At 43.4% G+C, this 20089-nt stretch carries 17 protein-coding genes; 14 read left to right on the top strand and 3 right to left on the bottom strand.

Translation table 11 applies throughout. The annotated features are described in order from the left end of the window. Positions 1-15: 15 nt before the first annotated feature. On the bottom strand, positions 16-687 hold the full coding sequence (locus FHS68_RS16840; RefSeq protein WP_167272194.1) for a DUF2461 domain-containing protein: 672 nt from the start codon (positions 685-687) through the stop codon (positions 16-18). A gap of 163 nt (positions 688-850) precedes the next feature. Between FHS68_RS16840 and trpS the strand changes: the two genes are divergently transcribed. Genes trpS through FHS68_RS16860 form a run of 4 tightly spaced genes read left to right on the top strand, consistent with a single transcriptional unit; the run spans position 851 to position 3986 of the window. Continuing rightward, positions 851-1828 (top strand): tryptophan--tRNA ligase, encoded by a 978-nt coding sequence (gene trpS, locus FHS68_RS16845; protein WP_167272197.1) that lies wholly within the window; start codon positions 851-853, stop codon positions 1826-1828. Next, on the top strand, positions 1825-2400 hold the full coding sequence (locus tag FHS68_RS16850; RefSeq protein ID WP_167272199.1) for a phosphatase PAP2 family protein: 576 nt from the start codon (positions 1825-1827) through the stop codon (positions 2398-2400). The genes trpS and FHS68_RS16850 overlap by 4 nt, the downstream gene beginning before the upstream one ends. Positions 2401-2438: 38 nt before the next feature. Further along, positions 2439-3383, top strand: a complete 945-nt coding sequence (locus FHS68_RS16855) for a ribose-phosphate pyrophosphokinase (protein ID WP_167272200.1) — start codon at positions 2439-2441, stop codon at positions 3381-3383. 36 nt (positions 3384-3419) lie between these two features. Further along, the gene (locus FHS68_RS16860; protein ID WP_167272203.1) at positions 3420-3986 is read left to right on the top strand and encodes a 50S ribosomal protein L25/general stress protein Ctc; all 567 of its coding nucleotides are present in this window, start codon (positions 3420-3422) and stop codon (positions 3984-3986) included. Between the two features lie 60 nt (positions 3987-4046). Here the strand turns inward: FHS68_RS16860 and FHS68_RS16865 are convergent, their stop codons facing one another. Then, positions 4047-4973: a 2-hydroxyacid dehydrogenase gene (locus tag FHS68_RS16865; protein WP_167272206.1), complete on the bottom strand. Its 927-nt coding sequence runs from the start codon at positions 4971-4973 to the stop codon at positions 4047-4049. A gap of 95 nt (positions 4974-5068) precedes the next feature. Here FHS68_RS16865 and pdxA point away from each other — a divergent pair, with 95 nt between their 5' ends. From pdxA to FHS68_RS16895, 6 genes are all read left to right on the top strand, one after another. Next, a complete protein-coding gene (pdxA, locus tag FHS68_RS16870; protein WP_167272208.1) occupies positions 5069-6178 on the top strand; it encodes a 4-hydroxythreonine-4-phosphate dehydrogenase PdxA in 1110 nt (369 codons plus the stop codon). Between the two features lie 5 nt (positions 6179-6183). Further along, positions 6184-7071 carry a YicC/YloC family endoribonuclease gene (locus FHS68_RS16875; RefSeq protein ID WP_167272211.1) on the top strand — a complete coding sequence of 296 codons (888 nt, stop codon included), beginning with the start codon at positions 6184-6186 and terminating at the stop codon, positions 7069-7071. Between the two features lie 4 nt (positions 7072-7075). Further along, the gene (locus FHS68_RS16880; protein ID WP_167272213.1) at positions 7076-7702 is read left to right on the top strand and encodes a DNA-3-methyladenine glycosylase; all 627 of its coding nucleotides are present in this window, start codon (positions 7076-7078) and stop codon (positions 7700-7702) included. A 170-nt stretch (positions 7703-7872) separates the two neighbouring features. After that, on the top strand, positions 7873-9666 hold the full coding sequence (locus FHS68_RS16885) for a tetratricopeptide repeat-containing sensor histidine kinase (protein WP_167273360.1): 1794 nt from the start codon (positions 7873-7875) through the stop codon (positions 9664-9666). A gap of 24 nt (positions 9667-9690) precedes the next feature. Further along, positions 9691-10917: a class I SAM-dependent methyltransferase gene (locus tag FHS68_RS16890; RefSeq protein WP_229211935.1), complete on the top strand. Its 1227-nt coding sequence runs from the start codon at positions 9691-9693 to the stop codon at positions 10915-10917. A 73-nt stretch (positions 10918-10990) separates the two neighbouring features. Beyond that, positions 10991-13312 carry an efflux RND transporter permease subunit gene (locus FHS68_RS16895; RefSeq protein ID WP_167272215.1) on the top strand — a complete coding sequence of 774 codons (2322 nt, stop codon included), beginning with the start codon at positions 10991-10993 and terminating at the stop codon, positions 13310-13312. A gap of 17 nt (positions 13313-13329) precedes the next feature. Here the strand turns inward: FHS68_RS16895 and FHS68_RS16900 are convergent, their stop codons facing one another. Beyond that, a complete protein-coding gene (locus FHS68_RS16900; protein ID WP_167272218.1) occupies positions 13330-14067 on the bottom strand; it encodes a proteasome-type protease in 738 nt (245 codons plus the stop codon). Positions 14068-14233: 166 nt separating this feature from the next. Between FHS68_RS16900 and FHS68_RS16905 the strand changes: the two genes are divergently transcribed. The 4 genes from FHS68_RS16905 (at position 14234) to FHS68_RS16920 (ending at position 19619) form a co-directional block, all read left to right on the top strand. After that, positions 14234-15055: a maleylpyruvate isomerase N-terminal domain-containing protein gene (locus tag FHS68_RS16905; protein WP_167272220.1), complete on the top strand. Its 822-nt coding sequence runs from the start codon at positions 14234-14236 to the stop codon at positions 15053-15055. Between the two features lie 69 nt (positions 15056-15124). Next, the gene (locus tag FHS68_RS16910; protein ID WP_229211936.1) at positions 15125-15841 is read left to right on the top strand and encodes an SGNH/GDSL hydrolase family protein; all 717 of its coding nucleotides are present in this window, start codon (positions 15125-15127) and stop codon (positions 15839-15841) included. 164 nt (positions 15842-16005) lie between these two features. Then, complete coding sequence (locus FHS68_RS16915; RefSeq protein WP_167272222.1) at positions 16006-17307, top strand: MFS transporter; 1302 nt, start codon at positions 16006-16008, stop codon at positions 17305-17307. Then, positions 17304-19619 carry a DUF7133 domain-containing protein gene (locus tag FHS68_RS16920; protein WP_167272224.1) on the top strand — a complete coding sequence of 772 codons (2316 nt, stop codon included), beginning with the start codon at positions 17304-17306 and terminating at the stop codon, positions 19617-19619. The genes FHS68_RS16915 and FHS68_RS16920 overlap by 4 nt, the downstream gene beginning before the upstream one ends. The last annotated feature ends 470 nt before the right edge of the window (positions 19620-20089 follow it).

Here is a 20089-nt window from a genome sequence, read left to right on the forward strand (position 1 = left end):
GGTCAGACTGGAAAATCAATGCTCAGCGGCATGTTCATACAATACATAATTCATATAATCGGTAAAAGGTTTAAGGAGTCCGATTCCTTTTAAAACCATTGCTCCAAAGTCCCTGGAGGCTACCTCTTTATCGCTGTACTTATGTATAAAAAAAAGCTGCTTGTGTTTTAAAAGGTCAATTTCCGGATGTTCCTTTGAGTAGCCTTTTGGCGTTGTTTTCAAAACCTCACCGTGTATTTCAGGGAAGTATTCCCGAAAATCATCCTTACTAATAATGGCTTTCAATTCATCCGCATTATAGTCGATTTCCTGACGAAATCGGGCCAGCTGCTCGGTCGTCGTTTCCCACATTCCTCCACCTATAAATGTTTGATCATGTGGCTGCACCTGAATATAATAGTCAATTTTTCCAGAACTCTTTCCTCCCGGACCGATTCCGGCACTCAGGTTATTTTTATATGGCGCTTTATTTTTGGAGAACCTGATATCCCGATTGATACGTAACAAACACTCTTTTACCTGCAGATTACCAAGGTCCTGAAATTTGCCAACTTCTGTAATAAGGTATCCTACCAATTGCTCCATATCCGCCTTTGACGCATCGTATAACTTCCTGTTTTCCTGGAACCAGTCCCTGTTATTATTTTCTGCTAATTGACTTAAAAAGTGAAGTGTTTTGGAATCCATCGTATGTTAATGAAGCTATAAAATTCAAATTTACTACGTTTTGTGATTCAATTTAACGAATTTTGGCGATTGAAAACGGCTGACGCTCCTTATAAAATATAACTTGCTGTATGCTATGAAGCTGCCATCCTAGTTCCAAATCTGTAATTGCAAACAATTTTAAATGGCCAGAATTCTTACAGGCATTCAAAGTAGCGGAAGGCCGCATTTAGGTAATATTTTGGGAGCCATTCTGCCAGGCATTGAGCTTTCCAAAGATCCAAATAACGAATCCTTCTTTTTTATAGCAGACCTTCATTCTCTCGTCTCCTTAAAGAGCGGGCCGGAACGTATGGAATATGTAAGAGCGATCGCAGCTGCCTGGCTTGCATTTGGTTTTGATGTAAAAAAGAATGTTTTCTGGCGTCAATCTCGCATTCAGGAACATACCGAACTTGCCTGGTACCTGGATTGCTTCACGCCGTTCCCAATGCTGGCAAATGCCACTTCATTCAAGGAAAAATCTGAAAAGCTGGCGGATGTCAATGCTGGCCTTTTTATGTATCCTGCCTTGCAGGCTGCTGATATTTTACTTTATAACGCCAACATCATTCCGGTGGGCAAAGACCAAAAACAACACCTGGAAATGACCAAGGACATTGCCAGCCGTTTCAATTTGCTGGCTGGGGAAGAAATTCTGGTGCTGCCTGAGTCCCAGATCGATGAAAAAGTGATGACCGTTCCTGGTATTGACGGGCAAAAAATGAGTAAATCTTATCACAATTACATTGACATTTTCCTTCCCGAAAACGAACTGAAAAAAGTCCTCAAAAAAATCGTTTCTGATTCGACTCCACTCGAAGAGCCGAAGGACCCGGACTCGGATATCACATTCAAGATATATAGCTTAGTCGCTTCCGAGGCCCAAGTTGAAACCATGCGTCATGACTACTTACAAGGCGGTTACGGTTACGGGCACGCCAAACAAGCTTTGTTGGAATGCATGCTGGAAAAATTTGCGGAACCACGACGCATCTTCAACTATTATATGGAAAACGATGATGAATTGGAGGCCATTTTAATTGACGGAGAGATGAAAGCCCGCGAAATTGCACAGCAGACCATTCAAAAAGTCCGTAAAATTCTAGGTTATAGTTCATGACCGAGGCTGTTGATACATTGATCCACTCTGATCAGGAGCTGTTTCTCTGGCTCAATGGCCATCACGTCCCTTGGATGGATACCCTGATGTACTGGATCACGTTCAAATACACCTGGGTACCCATGTACCTGATTTTAGTTTTCTTCTCCATGAAACCAGGCGCCAGAAGAGGCCTGGGAACCATCTTAATTGTCTTGATCTCCGTCGTAATTGCCGATAAGATCACTTCGGGACTTATGAAACCATACTTCATCCGGTTCAGGCCATGCCATGAGCCAACATTGCAAGGTATGGTGCATCAGGTGACCGGGTGTGGCGGATTATATGGATTTGCCTCCTCACATGCATCGACCAGTTTTGCACTTGCGACCACATGGTTTGCCTTATTGAGGCCAAATGTTAAATATATTGGCCTTCTTTTCGTCTGGGCATGCATTTATTCATATAGCAGGGTTTATGTTGGCGTTCACTATCCAGCCGATATTGTGATTGGTGCTTTGATTGGGTTACTGGTAGGTTGGCTTATAATTCAACTTTATCATATCTTTTTGGAAAGATATAATCGTATTTAACTGATTTTCTTTAATTTTGCGGAAATTTTAGTCTGTCCATGGGTTCATTTAATACAGTAAAAATATTTTCGGGAAGTCAGTCCGAGTATTTGGCCAAGGACATTGCCAGGTATTATGGTAAGGAGCTGGGAGGCTACACTTTACGCAAATTTAGTGATGGAGAGTTATCCCCAAGCTTTGAAGAATCCATTCGCGGTTGTGATGTTTTTTTGATACAATCCACATTTCCGCCAGCCGACAATTTATTTGAATTGCTGTTAATGGTCGACGCTGCTAGAAGAGCTTCGTCCCATTATGTGACCGTCGTCCTTCCGTATTTTGGCTACGCCAGACAGGACAGAAAAGATAAGCCGCGGGTAGCAATTGCGGCCAAAGTTGTTGCCAATCTACTCACCTCTGTCGGTGTAGATCGGTTGATTACCATCGATCTGCACGCAGGCCAGATCCAGGGCTTTTTTGACTTACCTGTTGATCACCTTGAAGGCACATCGATTTTTGTCCCTTTCATTAAATCTCTGAACCTGAAAAACTTATTGATCGCATCTCCCGACATGGGCGGCGCGGCGCGGGCACGAAATTTTGCTAAGTTTTTGAATGTGGATATGATCCTTTGTGATAAGCACAGGAAAAGGGCCAACGAAATTGCAAGCATGCAGGTGATCGGTGATGTGGAGGGTATGGATGTAGTTTTGGTAGATGACCTTATTGATACCGGCGGAACACTCTGCAAAGCCGCAGAACTGATTCTTGAAAAAGGGGCAAGTTCGGTTCGGGCGATTAGCACCCATGCCATAATGTCGGGTAAGGCACATGAAAATATTGCCAATTCTGTGTTGGAGGAATTGATTGTTACAGATACAATTCCTTTGAAGCAGCACAATGATAAAATACGCGTATTGTCTGTTGCAGAGTTATTTGCAAAAGCGATAGGCCGTATTCGCGACCATGAATCTATTAGTTCATTATTTATAAATTATCAGTAAATTTTATTTTATTTAAACTTATTATTAAATATTCTTATGAAAAGTCTTGAGATTGTAGGGTTTAAAAGAGCGAATCTCGGCAAGACGGAAGCCCAGGAATTACGTTCACAGGGTTATGTTCCGTCGGTGCTGTATGGTGGAAACGAGCAGGTACATTTCTATGCACCGTCTATGCTGTTCCGCGAGTTGCTTTTCACGCCGGATATTTTTAACGTTACGTTGAACATCGAGGGTACATTATATAATGCCATTCTTCAGGAAAAACAATTCCACCCCGTAAACGATTCGCTTATCCATGCGGATTTCTTGCAGGTAGTTGATGGTAAGGAAATTAAGGTCGATGTGCCTGTAAAATTGACAGGTACTTCTTCGGGGGTAATGAAAGGTGGTAAGATGAACCAAAAATTGCGTAAATTGCGGGTACAAGGTTTGGCTGAGAACATTCCAGACTATGTAAATGTTGATATCACTGATCTTGATTTAGGAAAATCTGTGAAAGTTGGTGCAGTTAAAGCTGAAAATTATGTTATATTGACAGCCGCAAGTAACCCAATCGCATCAGTTGAGATCCCACGTGCACTTCGCGGTACACTTGGTAAATAAGTATTTTATTTTTCATGGCTAATAGATGCAAACGTGCCGACCATTGGTCGGCATTTTTGTTTATAGCCCTTCCTCAATCTGCTTCACCAAAACTTGGTTGATCCGGACATAACTTTCTTGCGTCCAACCTCCGATATGCGGCGTTAGTATTACTTTTTCCGACGCCCGTAAATAATCAAACGCTTCTTGCTGCGAAGGAGTAAGCTTTTTTATCTTTTCATTCTCTAATACATCCAGGCAAGCCCCTTTGACTTTTCCGCTTTTTAAACCATCCACCAGCGCATCCAACTTCACGATTTCACCTCTGGACAGATTAATCAGGTAAAATGGCTTTACGAAATTCCGAATGAAAGTCTCATCAATCAAGTAGCGGCTTATTTCAGTGAGTGGAATGTGCAGGCTCAAAATGTCGGCTTCGGTCACAATCTGCTCCAAAGAAGACGCTTCCGCAAATGCGTCTCCATAATTGTCGCGATATTTATCGTAAGCAAGCACTTTACATCCAAATCCACTTAATCGTCGTGCAATGGCGGTCCCATTGTTACCATAGCCAATGATACCGACCGTCTTATTCATCAGCTCCACGCCCCTGTTTCCCTCTCTTTCCCAGGTTCCTTTACGAACTTCTCGGTCTGCTTTCAGGATATTGTTAAAAAGGGCCAGCAGCATTCCCAAAGCATGCTCAGCAACAGCGTCACGGTTTCCTTTTCCTGCATGAAACACTTTGATCCCCATTTCGCCGGCTACATCCAGATCTATGAGATCCAGGCCCGCTCCTGCCCTGGCAATGAACCTGAGATTGCTGGCCCCGGAGAGCATTGCCTTGTCCAGATAGGTTTTACTCCGAATGATCAAACCGTCAAAATAAGGTAATTCCCATTTAATCTCTTCTCGATTGTATTCGGGATGATAGTCGAACTTCCAGCCCCGATCGTCAAGCATTTTAAAAAGAGACGGATGCATGGAGTCTGCAATCAGGATTTTCATGTGAGCAAAGGATTTTTTGTAACTTGCCGGTCAAACTTTTGGCAAAAGTAATATAGAATTACTCCGCAGAATAGATTCAACAGCATTTTACCTCCATGAACGACCAACATATCGATAAACCCATTATAGGAATTACAATTGGCGATTACAATGGCATAGGGCCCGAAGTGATCCTTAAAGCACTCGAAGGAAATCAGTTAGCACGGCTTTGCACACCTATTATTTATGGCTCCCTGAGAGTTTTGAATCAATACCGAAATCTGTTGGAAATGAAAGACTGGGCGCTTCACGGTATTCAGAAGGCAGACCAGGTGAACCCCAAGTTAACAAACGTCATCACCTGCTGGCACGACCATCAGACCGAAATCGAGCCGGGCAAAATTACCGCAGAGGCAGGTCAGGGTTCATTAGCTTCTCTGAAACGTGCAGTAGAAGACCTGAAAGAGGGCAAAATCCAGGCACTCGTGACAGGCCCGATCAATAAGGACAACATTCAAAGCGAAACGTTCAAATTCCCGGGACACACAGAGTATCTCGCACAGGCTTTTGAAAAAGAGGATGCCTTGATGTTTATGGTATCAGACGATTTGAGGGTTGGCGTTTTGACGGGGCACATTCCGCTTGAACAAGTTAAGTCCCATATCACCCCGGAAAGGCTTAGTGCCAAGATCGAGCAAATCCTGCAATCGTTGAAAGGGGATTTTGGCATAAAAAAACCACGTCTGGCGGTTCTAGGACTTAATCCTCATGCTGGCGAAAATGGCCTGCTGGGTAATGAGGAAATCGAAATCATCCAGCCGGTTATCAAAACATTTAAGGAAAGAGGAAATCTGGTGGTAGGTCCATTTCCTGCAGATGGTTTTTTCGCTGCGGGAACATACAAACAATATGACGCAGTACTGGCGATGTACCACGATCAGGGGCTGGTTCCCTTCAAAACCCTTGCTTTTAATGAAGGCGTGAATTTTACAGCTGGTCTTTCCGTGGTACGGACTTCGCCCGACCATGGGACTGCCTACAATATCGCCGGTAAAAACCTCGCTGAACCAGGCTCCTTGCTGCGGGCCATTTATACGGCATGTGACATTTCAAGATTCAGGATATTTGATGCTGAAATGGAGCAAAATGCTTTAGTATCCAAACCCCAACCATCCGAAAGTCAGCATCCGGCCAAATCGGGTGGAAAACAACGATTTAACAATTAATAAAAATGCTAAAATCAATGACCGGGTACGGTGTATCCAATATCGAATCTGATTCCATCAATGTAACCGTTGAAATCAAAACCCTGAACTCAAAATTCCTGGATATTTATTGCCGCATACCCCGAAACTATTCAGAAAAAGAGATTGAAATCCGCAACCTTATCACGCAATCACTGGAACGCGGAAAGGTGGAGTTCACGCTGGCGGTGCAGCCTATTGGAAAAACAATAGCTTCTACTTCCGTCAATCGGCAATTGGTTTCAGCTTATTATCACGACCTGACATCAACGGCCAATGACCTTGGATTTGCGCCGGATACAACTGAGTTATTGCGTATCGCGCTCCAAATGCCAAATGCATATAACAACGAAACGGTTGATGATTCGGGTAAAGAAAATGACTGGGTGCAGGTCAAAGTAGCTGTTATGGAGGCCCTGCGCAAATGCAACGTTTTCAGGGAGCAAGAGGGCAAAATGACTTCGGATAAATTTGGAGACTACATTCAAACGATTCAGACGTTACTGGACGGCGTGGCTGACCAGGATAAGCTCCGAATTCCAGCGGTGCGCGAAAGGCTAGAAAAACAAGTAAGGGAATTGTTATCTGACGACAATTTTGACCCAAACCGCTTTGAGCAGGAGTTGATTTACTACGTTGAGAAATTCGATATTTCAGAAGAAAAAATACGTTTGGCTAATCACCTTACCTATTTTATTCAAACTATGAAAGCTTCGGAAAGCAATGGTAAAAAACTTAACTTCATTGCCCAGGAAATCGGAAGAGAGATTAATACCATCGGTTCCAAGGCAAATGACGTGTCCATCCAGCACCTGGTGGTACAGATGAAGGATGAGCTGGAAAAGATCAAGGAACAAACCATGAACATTATCTAGGCGAATGTCGCGCGGGAGGTTATCGCATTCTTTTTTCCAAAAATATAATACTTGCTTACTTGCCCAAAAACTATTGGGCTGCGAACTGGTCCACGACAGTCCCGATGGGTTAACCAGCGGGATCATCGTCGAAACAGAGGCTTACCTGCAGAACGATCCGGCCTCACACGCTTACAACAGGCGAACCGTGAGATCTGAACCCATGTACGGGATTGCCGGCACCATTTACATCTACCTGATTTACGGCATGTACCAATGCTTTAATGTGGTCAGCAATCAGGAGGACATTGGAGAAGCCGTACTGATACGCGCTTTACAGCCCACGAGAGGAATGGATTTGATGTATTTGCGCCGCTTGATCGTTCCCGGCAAAATTATCAGGCCGATACAAAACAAAAAAATCAGCAATGTAGAACTCTGCAGAGGCCCTGGAAAGCTGGTCAAGGCAATGGGTATTGAACGTGCCGTGCACAACAACCTTCATTTGTCGGAAGGCCCCATATTTATTACGCCTCCAATGAAAGAAGGTTTCGAGATCGTTTCTTCTCTACGCGTCGGTATTAATGTCGGTGTTGACCTTCCCTATCGCTACTACATTAAAGATAATGTTTACGTGAGTAAACATTCGTAAGCTGCATCTTATCAAATTCAGATATACATTACAATCACAAATATCCGGTAGGGTTTAGGATTGATTTTTTATATTTGGATTGCAAAACCCCGTATCTCAACGAATACCATGAAATTCTTCCACTCTTTCCGGTTCTTTCGGAAATATTGCCGGCATGGTATCAGGATGTTATGAGTGATCTCTGGAGACTTCTCATTTTCTTCTTTCTCTGCGCTTTTCTATCCGGAAGTGGATGTACCTCATCGGGGAATTCAAAGTCAAAATCCGAGACTCAGGAAGCCGTACCGAAGGAGAACTTTGCGGAAGACACATTGACGATCATCGAATATTACGATTTAGGAGCTGCTTATCTCTTTATTGATGCGGAGAAATCAATGTATTATGCCAAACACCTTTTATTTCTTTCCCAAAAACATCAGTGGAGTAAAGGCAAAATACTGGCCTACAATCTATTAAGCACCTACTATTTGCTCGACGGGAGTTATGATATTCTTCGTGAATTGTCCAATGAAACGATGACACTGTCCAAGCGATTGAACATGCCGCTGTACACGGCCCATGCCAAACGTTTTATGGCAGAAAGCTACTCCGAATACAGACAATGGGATTCAGCAAGAATCAATTACGACCAGGCGATTAAGATTTTTACAGATCTCGGAGCAGACAGCGCCCGCGCCCTGACCATCGAAAATCTCGCAAATCACTACCGCGACAAAAGCAAATATGAGCAAGCAAATCGCTACTACGACCAGGCTTACCAGATATTTGGAAAATTGAATTCCGATTGGGGAAAATCTACGGTACTTCAGAGCAGGGGTTATATGAATGTGAGGCTCGAAGAGTTTTCCAAAGCGGAGCAATATTTTAAACAAAGCCTTGAACTTTCTAAAAAGGTAGATAGCAGGTATGGTGAATTAAATACGCTGAATGATCTTAGTAACACTTATTATAAACAAGGGGAATATGATAAAGCGATTGAAACCGGATTAAAAGCCTTCGAGCAGTCTAAGATCTACCACTCTACGCAGCAGACGAATTGGGCATTGGAAACCGTTTCGAGGGCTTACAAGGCCAAGAAAATGTTCAAGGAGGCACTGGCATACAACGAAATGGTAAGCCACAACCGGCGGATGGTACACGACGAGTATGTGGAGCGCCAACACACCATGTATCAGCTGACCTATGAAAATGAACTTAAAGATTCGGCAATTCAGGAGAAAATTATCAGCGAGCAAAAGAATATACAGACCGTTTTAACAATTTTCTCTTGCCTTATCATCGCATTTGCCACATTTCTCTGGTTCAACAATAAGAAATTACGGAGGAAAAACGCGGAGATCAGGGAAGCCATGATTCAGGGGCAAACGATTGAACGTAAGCGTGTTGCCGCAGAGCTTCATGATCATTTGGGCGGAACGCTGGCCTCTCTCAACTGGTATTTGTATGGGATTGACAGAAAGGTGCTTTCGCTGGAAGAACAGAAGATTTACGACAGTGTACACCAGATGGTTGGTTCTGCCTATCGTGAAGTACGCAGTCTTTCGCACAACCTGATGCCCGCTGAACTGGAAGAACACGGCTTGATCATGGCATTAAACCGGCTCATCGATAAACTAAATGAGAACAAAAACATTGATTTCAAATTTAATCTTTCCGGACTGAATAACCGGCTTAACAACAAGATCGAATTTGAACTTTACAGCATTGTCCTGGAATTGACCAACAACATTATGAAACATTCCGGAGCGAATAATGCGACCATTGACCTCACCGAAAATCTCAAAACCATTTCACTGACTGTAAGCGACAACGGCGTGGGTATCATTGATGCATCGCGGCAGGGTATTGGTTTGAAAAATGTGAAAAGCCGGGTAGAAAGTGTGCATGGAAAAATTCAAATACTGAACGAGAAAAAAAGCGGTACCAGGGTTGAAATAGAGATACCCAAAGTCATCACCCGCTAGAATGCGATACCCTAAAACAGTACAATGCTTTTTGCCGTTAGCATAGAGGAAAAGAACAAAGCACGCATGGACATCACCGAAAAGGTATTGGAATTTATATCCGGATTAGAGCAAAGTCTTCTGGAAAATTCCTTTAATAAGCTCTCTTTGGGCAATTACAAGGGCACGAAAGAAAATCTCAAAAATATCTACGTCAAAAAAGTCCTGATCAAGCGGGAGGAGAAGCTCAGCTTTACATATCGTTACAAGACCAGGGATATTGTTAAAAATTACGCTTTTGATGAGGCAAAAGATTTATTAAGCGAGTTGATTGGTGCTCACTTTCACGTTGCAACGCTCCTTACCAGTACTTTCGATTTGCAATTTGAAATCCAAAATAACAAAAAAGTTATTTTCAAAAAGACGGAAACAACGGTCCGCGAAATACCGTCACAAGATCACGACAAAGCGAAAAACCGGCCGATTACTCCTCAGGGAAAAGGTTACCTGCAGGCTTTAAAAGTAACAGACGATCAGGGCAACGTACTGAAAAACGCGCAGGATAAGTACCGACAGATTAATCACTACATCGAAATCCTCAGCACCCTGATTAAGGAAATTCCAAATAAAGAATTGCTGAAAGTGGCGGATATGGGCTCCGGAAAGGGATATCTGACCTTTGCATTGTATGATTATCTCCAAAACGTATTGAATGTCCGTGCGGACGTGACGGGCATCGAGTTCCGGCCTGATCTGGTGAACTTATGCAACAGTATTGCCTGGAACGCTAATTTTAGTAATCTTCATTTTAAAGAGGGAACTATTGACGCATTTGATAGCGCAGGTACCGACATTCTGATTGCGCTACATGCCTGCGATACTGCAACCGATGACGCTATTTACAAAGGAATTATGGCCGGTGCCGAGTTGATCGTGGTAGCTCCATGCTGCCACAAACAAATTCGCCGGGAGATTGAAAAAAACAAGGCAAAGAACGATATACAATTCCTGACCAAATACGGAATTTTTCTGGAAAGGCAGGCAGAAATGGTAACCGACGGCATCAGGGCAATGGTTCTTGAATATTTTGGATATAAAACAAAAGTTTTTGAATTTATCTCCGACGCGCACACACCAAAAAATGTAATGATCGTTGGCGTGAAAGATCATAGAAATACAGCCGACAAGGAAATGATCCTTGATAAAATAAATGAAGCCAAGAAATACTTTGGTATTGAATACCATCATTTGGAAAGAATGGCAGGTATTTAACCTTCTCAAAAAGCCTCTTTCCCCCTCTGTTCTTAATATTTGCAACTTTTTGCGGTAACCTGATTCATCATATATGTGGAATAAAATAGCAACTTACATTATCCGTTACCGGCTGGCGTGGGTTGCCATAGTATTAATTACAACAGTCTTCATGGCTTTTGAAGCCAGCAAAATCGAACTCTCCTATAATTTCGCCCGGATTTTACCGTCCAATGACCCCGTCGAAAAAGAGTACCAGGATTTCAGAAAATTATTCGGTGAAGATGGCAGTGTAATGGTCATCGGGTGGCAGGATCCGCAGCTTTTTGAAGTAAATAAATTCCGCGACTGGTGTAAGCTCTCACAGGAAATCAAGGCTACACAAGGAATTAAGAATGTGCTGTCGCTGGCTAATGTCAATAAAATTGTGAGGAATGACAGCCTTTCCCGCTTTGATTTCGCTCCGGTAATCAAACAAATTCCATCTACGCAGGCAGAAGCTGACAGCATTAAAAAGGAAATTGTGAACCTCCCGTTTTATGAAGGGCTTATCCTGAACAGCAAAAGCAGTGCTACGCTAATCATTGTAACCTTCAACGACAAGGAGCTTAATTCCAAACGCCGTCTGACCATTGTGGGTGACATTGAAGCGCTTGCTGAGAAATTTGCCCAAAAGTATGAGACCGACCTGCATTATTCAGGTATGCCCTATATACGGACTATTAATATGAAGAAAATCTCTCATGAAATGGAGTTATTCATGGGACTCGCTGTTTTCGTGACGTTATTGATACTTTGGGCATTCTTCCGGTCACTCCGCCTCACAATTCTTTCAATTGTCGTGGTTTTGATTGGCGTCGTATTTTCCGTAGGGATATTGCATCTTTTCGACTATAAAATCACTGCATTAACTGGTCTGATTCCACCGCTGCTGATTGTAATCGGCGTTCCTAATTGTGTATTCCTGATCAATAAATATCAATCCGAGCTTGTTGCGCACAGTAATAAAGATGAAGCATTGAAGGAAATGATCCGTCAGATTGGGCTATCTACCTTTCTGGCGAACATGACCACCGCGATTGGTTTTGGGGTATTCTATTTCACAAACAGCATTTTGCTGGTAGAGTTTGGTGTTGTGGCGGCGATCAGCGTCATGGTCACTTATGTACTTTGTCTGGTATTGCTTCCAATTACTTTGCATTATATGAGCATACCAAAAGCGCGTCATTTGAAGCATTTGGAAGGCAAGTGGGCTATGGGCTTTTTGAGAAAGATTAATTTCCTCGTTCACCATCGCAGAAAGGAAATCTACATTGCTATGGTGGTCATGATTATCGTTTCGGCTTTTGGAATGACCAAGATCAAAACAATCGGTTATGTAGTGGACGATCTTCCCAAAAAGGATGTGGTGTATACAGATCTGCGCTTCTTTGAAAAGAACTTTAATGGTGTTCTGCCTTTCGAAGTAATGATTAATACCAAACAGCCCAACGGAATTTTCGCTGATCAAGCCGAAGCATTGTATAAGATCAGGTCTTTTCAGAACGAAATGGCCAAGTTTCCTGAGTTTTCAAAACCGCTGTCAGTGGCCGAAGCTTCCCGTTTTCTTTATCAGGCTTACCGTGGCGGGGATTCTAAATACTACGCTCTGCCTGGGGTTTTGGAACTCAACAAACTTACCAATTACGTCCAGGGAAAACAGGGAGCCACGAAACAGATTAATGCATTTCTGAATGATGATAAAAGTGTGACCCGGGTGAGTTTTCAGATGGCGGATGTTGGTTCTGAGCGCATTAAGGTATTAATGCAGCAAATTCGTCCAAAAGTCGATTCGATTTTCAACCCCTCAAAATATAAGGTTAGTCTCACAGGTCATAGCCTGGTGTTCCTGAAAAGCAACGATTATCTGTTGAGCAATCTGTACGAGAGTCTGGCGATTGCAATTGGCCTTATCGCCATTGTTGGTATGGTGCTTTTTCGCTCTGTCCCAATCATCCTACTTTCAAAATTACCCTGCTTAATTCCCCTGGCATTGACAGCTGGCATTATGGGCTATTTTGACATTTACTTCAAACCAACCACTATTCTCATTTTCAGCATTACATTCGGTATCGCCTCCGACGGTACCGTTTATTTCCTGACGAGGTATCGGGAAGAATTGTATAAAAATGGACTAAGCCCATCGAATGCGGTTACCAGATCTCTTTACGGCACCGGGTTAAGTATGATTTACACCGCTGTAATCCTGTTCTGCGGGTTTTCCATTTTCTCCGCTTCCAGCTTTGGCGGTACCGCTGCCATGGGCGTCATGGTATCCATCACATTGCTGGTTGCCATGTGTACCAACCTGATATTGCTGCCAGCACTCTTGCTATCTATTGCCAAAAGGCAGGGGAAGGATGTAAAACCAAGCTAACTTGGAACAGGTATTTCTTATTTAATAATTACTTCCGGGATCTTGTCAAAACTCTGATCCATCCATTCCTCCGGAATGTCGTCGAGCGCTTGTTTTAATTTATTTGCCCACATTTCCGAAATGGCCTGCAAATCTTTTTGCTCGTAACGATGCTCAACAATCGCAAAGCTGTTTTTCTTATAAAGCACCACATCAATCGGAAAATCAACATCATTATTACTAACCCGTGTGGAATCGAAAGATAGGAAACCGGCTTTTAATGCCTGTTTCATCGTTGAGTTCTCATTCAGCACACGGTTCAGGATCGCTTTGCCCTGCCCCGAGTTTCCAATAATAACATATGGGGAACCTTCATCAAGCTCCACCCAATTGCCTTCCGAATACAATAGGAACAGCTTATGCTCGACGTCATCTTTGAGCTGGCCTCCAACAATAGTGTTCAGGTTAAATTTCAAACCCGAACGTTCCAGGTTCGCCTTATCTTCATCTGCCACCCGCTTAATTTGTTCACCAAACGCATTTACAGCCTTGTAAAGCTTGTTATAAGTTACGCCTTCCGTAATCAATTCTTCAAAATAATGTACTGCTTTGTCCCGGACCGAGCGAAGGCCACTCGTCATGATAAACATGGAGTAATTATCCTTTTGGGTAATGTACATTTTCTTCTTGACCGTAGTATTGGTACCTGCGGTGATCCGTGTGTCAGCGATTGCAACCAATCCCTCCTTTACTTTTATTCCTAAACAATACGTCATTATTTCTTTCTTTAATATGCCGGGCAAACCTCCTCTAAATAGTTAAATGTTACCCGGCTCCTACTTAAACCAGGGTCAAAAGTACCAAATTGAGCGATGAGGAGGGGAAAAAAATACTTTTTTCATAATAAATTTTTAACATTGCCCAGAAAAGAAACGAATCATAATGATCGAGACCGCCTCCCTTTTTCCATTATTGGATCAAGAACTTATTGAACTTCTGAAATCTCTTTCGCCGGATGATTGGAACAAAAAAACCGTTGCCAAGCTTTGGACTGTAAAAGATGTAGCAACACATTTGCTTGATGGCAATTTAAGGACTATTTCTACGATGCGGGACCAACATCAGGTAGCTCCGGACCGAGAAATCCATTCCTATTCTGATCTGGTCGCTTATCTCAACGAGTTCAATGCGGATTGGGTAAAAGCTACCAGGAGGCTCAGCCCGGCAGTTTTGATTGACTTGCTCGAAACAACTGGTAAGCAATATTCTGAGATTATGCGCACGCAGGACCTGGATGCCGACGCAATCTTTTCAGTGGCCTGGGCCGGGGAGCAGGTTTCGAAAAACTGGTTTCACATCGCAAGAGAATACACCGAGAAATGGCATCATCAGCAACAAATCCGCGAGGCTGTGAACAAGCCAGGTATCATGACGAAAACCCTATTTTACCCCTTGATCGAAACATTTCTGCATGGACTTCCGCATACTTACAGAACAACCGACGCGCCCAATGGCACCGCTGTGAACATTTGTATATTATTAGGCGAGGAAATGCATTGGTATCTGATCAAAAGTGAGGAAGGCTGGCAACTTAAAAAGGAATTTACTGGAGAAGCATCATCAAAAATCCATTTACCAGCAGATACAGCCTGGAAGTTGTTCACCAAGGCAATGTCACCTGCCGAAGCATTGGAAACCATTTCGATTACGGGAAATCAGTCACTTGGACAAACTGCATTAAAACTCATCGCGGTGATGGCTTAGTGGGTAAAATCGAGATTTTTCATTCATAATAAAATTTTACACTGTTAGAAATTGCGTGAAATGATCTGAATGCTATTATTCAAGGTATATGGTGTTATGAAAGCCTCTACATCCCTTCTTGCGTTAATGCTGTTACTTGGGAACTGTAACAATCACCCCTCTCCTTCCAAACAAGGTAACGGTGATAAAAGCGGAGCGAGTTATCTGGCTTTAGGCGATTCATACACCATTGGAGAAAGTGTTCCGCAGGAGCAAAGGTGGCCCGTGTTACTGGCTGATGCGCTAAACAAATCTGGTAAACCTGTCCAATCGCCATACATCATCGCAAGATCAGGTTGGACAACCAGGGATTTACTCAACGCCATTCAAAATTACACCCCGGAGAAACCTTATGATATGGTATCGCTCTTGATAGGCGTCAACAATCAATATCGGGGAAGAAGCCTGGAAGAGTTCCGGACGGAATTTCATGAGTTATTGATAAAGAGCATTGGATACGCAGGCGGCGAAAAAGAAAATGTATTTGTATTGTCCATTCCTGATTGGGGCGTAACCCCTTATGGCACAGCCAATCGCGAATCCATCGCAAAGGAGATTAACAATTTCAATAGCGTAGCAAAAGAAGAATGCAAAAAGGAGAAAATTCTTTTTATTGATATTACACCCATTTCCCGGACAGCGCTGAACGATCCCTCCATGATTGCCAGCGATAATCTTCACTTTTCAGGAAAGATGTACCAGCTTTGGGTTAATGAAGCTTTGGGACTGGTTAAGTCTAAAATCTAAATTTGATGTGATCGTATTATAGCCGGTTCTAAATTCATTTTCTGATCCTGCTCCTGCAACTTTTATTGTCAGGGCAGGATTCTTTTCTGTGAAGTCTTTGTGTCTGTTTTAAGGGGTAGAATGATGTAAAAGCAGTCTTACCTGCATATCTCTTTATCCTCGATATGAAACAAACCAACATTGGGAATTACCGCTGGGTTATCTGCGCATTACTATTCTTTGCAACCACAATCAATTACATTGACCGGCAAATTCTTGGATTACTTAAACCCACTCTCGAGGTAGAATTCAATTGGACAGAAACTGATTATGCCAATATTGTAATGGTCTTCGCAGGCTTTTATGCACTGGGATACATTGTTTTTGGTAACATCATTGATAAAATAGGTACAAAACTCGGATACTCCATATCCATCATTATCTGGAGCGTTGCGGCGATTTTGCATGCTTTTGTTAAAAGTACATTTGGCTTTGGAGCGGTCAGGGCGCTTTTGGGGTTAGGTGAATCTGGTAACTTCCCAGCCGCAGTGAAAGCTACCGCGGAATGGTTTCCCAAGCAGCAGCGTGCCTTGGCAACCGGTATATTCAACTCCGGTACCAGTATCGGAGCAGTAATGGCCCCAATTCTGGTTCCCTGGCTACTTGGCGCTTATGGCTGGCAGGAGGCTTTTCTGATCACTGGTGCACTCGGATTTATCTGGCTGATATTTTGGTGGTTATTTTATGAAATCCCGTCCAGGCACAAGAAGATCACCCCTGAAGAATTCGCATTTATTCACAGTGATAATGAGATTGTTGAAGGCGAAAGTCAGACGCCAATCCATTGGACGAAGCTGCTTCAATTGCGCCAATCCTGGGTTTTCATCGTCGGCAAATTCCTTACTGACCCGATTTGGTGGTTTTTCCTTTTCTGGCTTCCATCCTACTTCGCGACCACTTTTGCGCTGGACCTCAAAAAGCCAAGCATTCACCTGGCAATTGTATATTCTGCAACCACATTCGGAAGCATTGCGGGCGGCTACTTATCCTCATATCTGATCAAAACTGGCTGGGCGCCTTTACGGGCCCGTAAATTCACCATGCTGATTGTAGCATTTGCGGTACTACCTATAATTCTTGCGCAATTCGCAACCAATGTATGGGTGGTTGTTGGTATTATAAGTCTTGCAACCGCCGCGCATCAGGCTTGGAGTGCCAATATTTTCACCACCGTTTCGGATATGTTTCCAAAAAGAGCAGTGAGTTCGGTGGTAGGAATTGGTGGTATGGCTGGCTCTCTTGGTTCTACTTTCTTTCCATTGGTCGTGGGCGCGCTTTTGGATTATTATAAAGGACAGGGGAATATTGGGGCCGGGTATAATATTTTATTTATTATTTGTGGGCTGGCCTATATGGTGGCCTGGGTGATCATTCATTTTCTGACCAAGAATATGAAACCAGTTGAAGAATCGTTAAAAGCATTATGAAAAAGTACTGCTATCCTATTTTCTTTCTCGCCATTTCTTTTACATTATTTTATTGTAAAACAAATAAGAAGACCGTAACCGGACAAACCACTGCCGAAGCAATTCAAAAGCAGGAAGCGCCGGTTAGCAAGCCGGGGCTTTCCCCATTCATTGCGCCTGAAAATACCATTGCAAAAATGCAGGTTGAAGACGGCTTTGAAGTAAAACTCGTTGCCTCCGAACCTTTGGTCAGTTCACCCGTTGCGATGCTTTTTGATGATAAAGCAAGAATGTGGGTGGTGGAAATGACAGGTTATATGCCTGACACCATTGGTACCGGCGAAGACATTCCGAACGGTAACATTGTAATCCTCGACGATAAAAATCATGACGGCGTTTACGATGACCGAAAGGTTATAATCGATTCCCTGGTACTTCCCAGAGCCATTTGCCTGATCGAAAATGGCATATTAGTGGCCGAACCGACTAATTTATGGTTTTATGAAATCAAAAATGATCAGGCTGGAAAGCGTGTTTTGGTTGATGATAAATACACCGAAGGCGGAAATGTGGAGCACCAGCCAAACGGACTGTTGCGAGCCATGGATAACTGGATCTACAATGCGAAATCCGACAAACGTTACAGAAAAACCGGCAACAAATGGGAAATCGAGCATACCCATTTCCGGGGCCAGTGGGGAATTTGCCAGGATAATTACGGAAGGCTCTATTATAATAACAATTCCCAAAATTTGCTGGGCGATTACTTTCCTGCAGGACTTGGTGCCTCTAACAAAAACCAGCGCGGCGTGGCAGGATACAATGAAAAATCCGTCACCGACAACAAAGTGTTCCCATTGCACCCTACGCCGGGCGTCAACCGTGGTTATATGAAGGACGTGCTGGACGACAGTCTCCGCCTGAACACATTTACTGCTGCGGCTGGGCCGGTCGTCTATCGAGGCGACTTGTTCGGCAAATCATTTGATTTCAACGCCTTTGTTCCTGAACCGTCCGCAAATCTTATCAAACGCAATGTCTTGGACCCGAAGGGTTATGTGGTCAAAGGCAAGCAAGCATATAAAGGAAAAGAGTTTCTTGCCAGCACTGATGAGCGATTCAGGCCTGTAAGTTTATACAATGCGCCGGACGGTGCCATGTATATTTTAGATATGTACAGAGGCATCATCCAGCACAAAACGTATCTGACGCCTTATCTGAAAGATCAGATCGGAAAAAGAAATCTTACCCAGCCACTTTCCGCGGGCCGGATCTATAAAGTGGTACCCAAAAATACCAAAGCAAAACAGGTAACCATTCCAGAAGGAGCTGGTGACCTGGTCAAATTACTCGGACATGCCAATGGTTGGGTACGCGATCGCGCGCAGCAGAAATTGATCGACGGAAAATACAATCAAACCGTTCCTGCATTGCGTGAGGCTATCAAACAGACTGAAAATCCATTACTTGCGATACATGCCTTATGGACGCTTGAAGGACTTCATTCTTTAAAAACCGAGGAAGTATTGGGCTGGCTGAGACAACCGGATTGGACATACAGAATGCAGGGATTGGCAATTTCCCCATCCATCCTGACCCCTGGTTCCTATCAGCAGATCGCCTCCGCATTTGACGGAATGGTGAATGACAATGACACGCTTGCTGCCCCTTACATTGCATTCCTTTGCAAGAGCATTGAGAAATTTGATTTTAATGTTTCACAAAACCTGCTAACCAAACTCATCACCAAATATCCTGACAACCGATATGTGGCCGATGCGGTGATCAGCAACCTGCAGGATCGTGAAGAAGTGTTCCAGGGAGAAATTACCGCTTCCCTTAACAATGCCGAAGTAATTTTTAACAAGCAATTAACCCGGGTCATTACAGCTGTAAAAAGCGCACAAAATAACCGTGATCCCGCAATGCTCAAAAAGCAATTTCCCAAAGGAGAATTACTCTTTACTTCCATTTGCCAGACCTGCCACGGCCCGGACGGCAGCGGGGTAAAATCTCTGGCACCCCCATTGAACCAGTCGGAATGGGTAACAGGTAACAAGGATAAGCTTATTTCCATCGTCCTCTTCGGCCTTACCGGCCCAGTAAAAGTGGCCGGACACATATACCAAACCCCCGAAGTGAGCGGAGATATGCCCGGAATAGGTTACGACAAAGATATGCCCAGCGAAGACATCGCCCAACTGCTCAGCTTCATCCGCAAATCCTGGCGCAACAATGCTGACGTCATCACCACGGACGAAGTCACCAAAGTCCGTGCGAGGTTGACAGGGAGGGAAAAGGCTTTCACCGAGGCTGAGCTGAATGGGATTTGAGAGAGGGAAATGAATTAGTGATTGACTTATAACGCAAAAAGCTCGGTTTATCCGGGCTTTTTGCTGTTTTCTATACATCACTAAGTTTTGCCTTTGATATGGCAGAAACATAAAGAGCCCGACTGAGTGGATCAATTATAGATTCAATAAAATAGCCAAATTCATTGGGCTCTGAATCCTTTTGATTCCCTTTTCTGAGAGCAAATTGGACAGTCCATCCAACAAATATTCAATTTGCTCATTTCCCATGAAAACGATATTATTTTGAAATCTTTCCTTTTTCCCTTCCAAAGTCAGCCTTAAAATTGGAAAGCTATCAATTAAGAATTGAAACTGGCTGTTTGAAAATTCTATTTCTTTCATTATCGTATTTGTTTTGGTTCGTATTCTAATCCGAGCGCTTTGGCTCTATTTAAGGCTTTGTTACCTTTCCCAATAGGATACATGAGTTCTCCTCTCGCTTTTCCAAA

The sequence above is a fragment of the Dyadobacter arcticus genome (assembly GCF_011762185.1).
Taxonomy (GTDB): domain Bacteria; phylum Bacteroidota; class Bacteroidia; order Cytophagales; family Spirosomataceae; genus Dyadobacter; species Dyadobacter arcticus.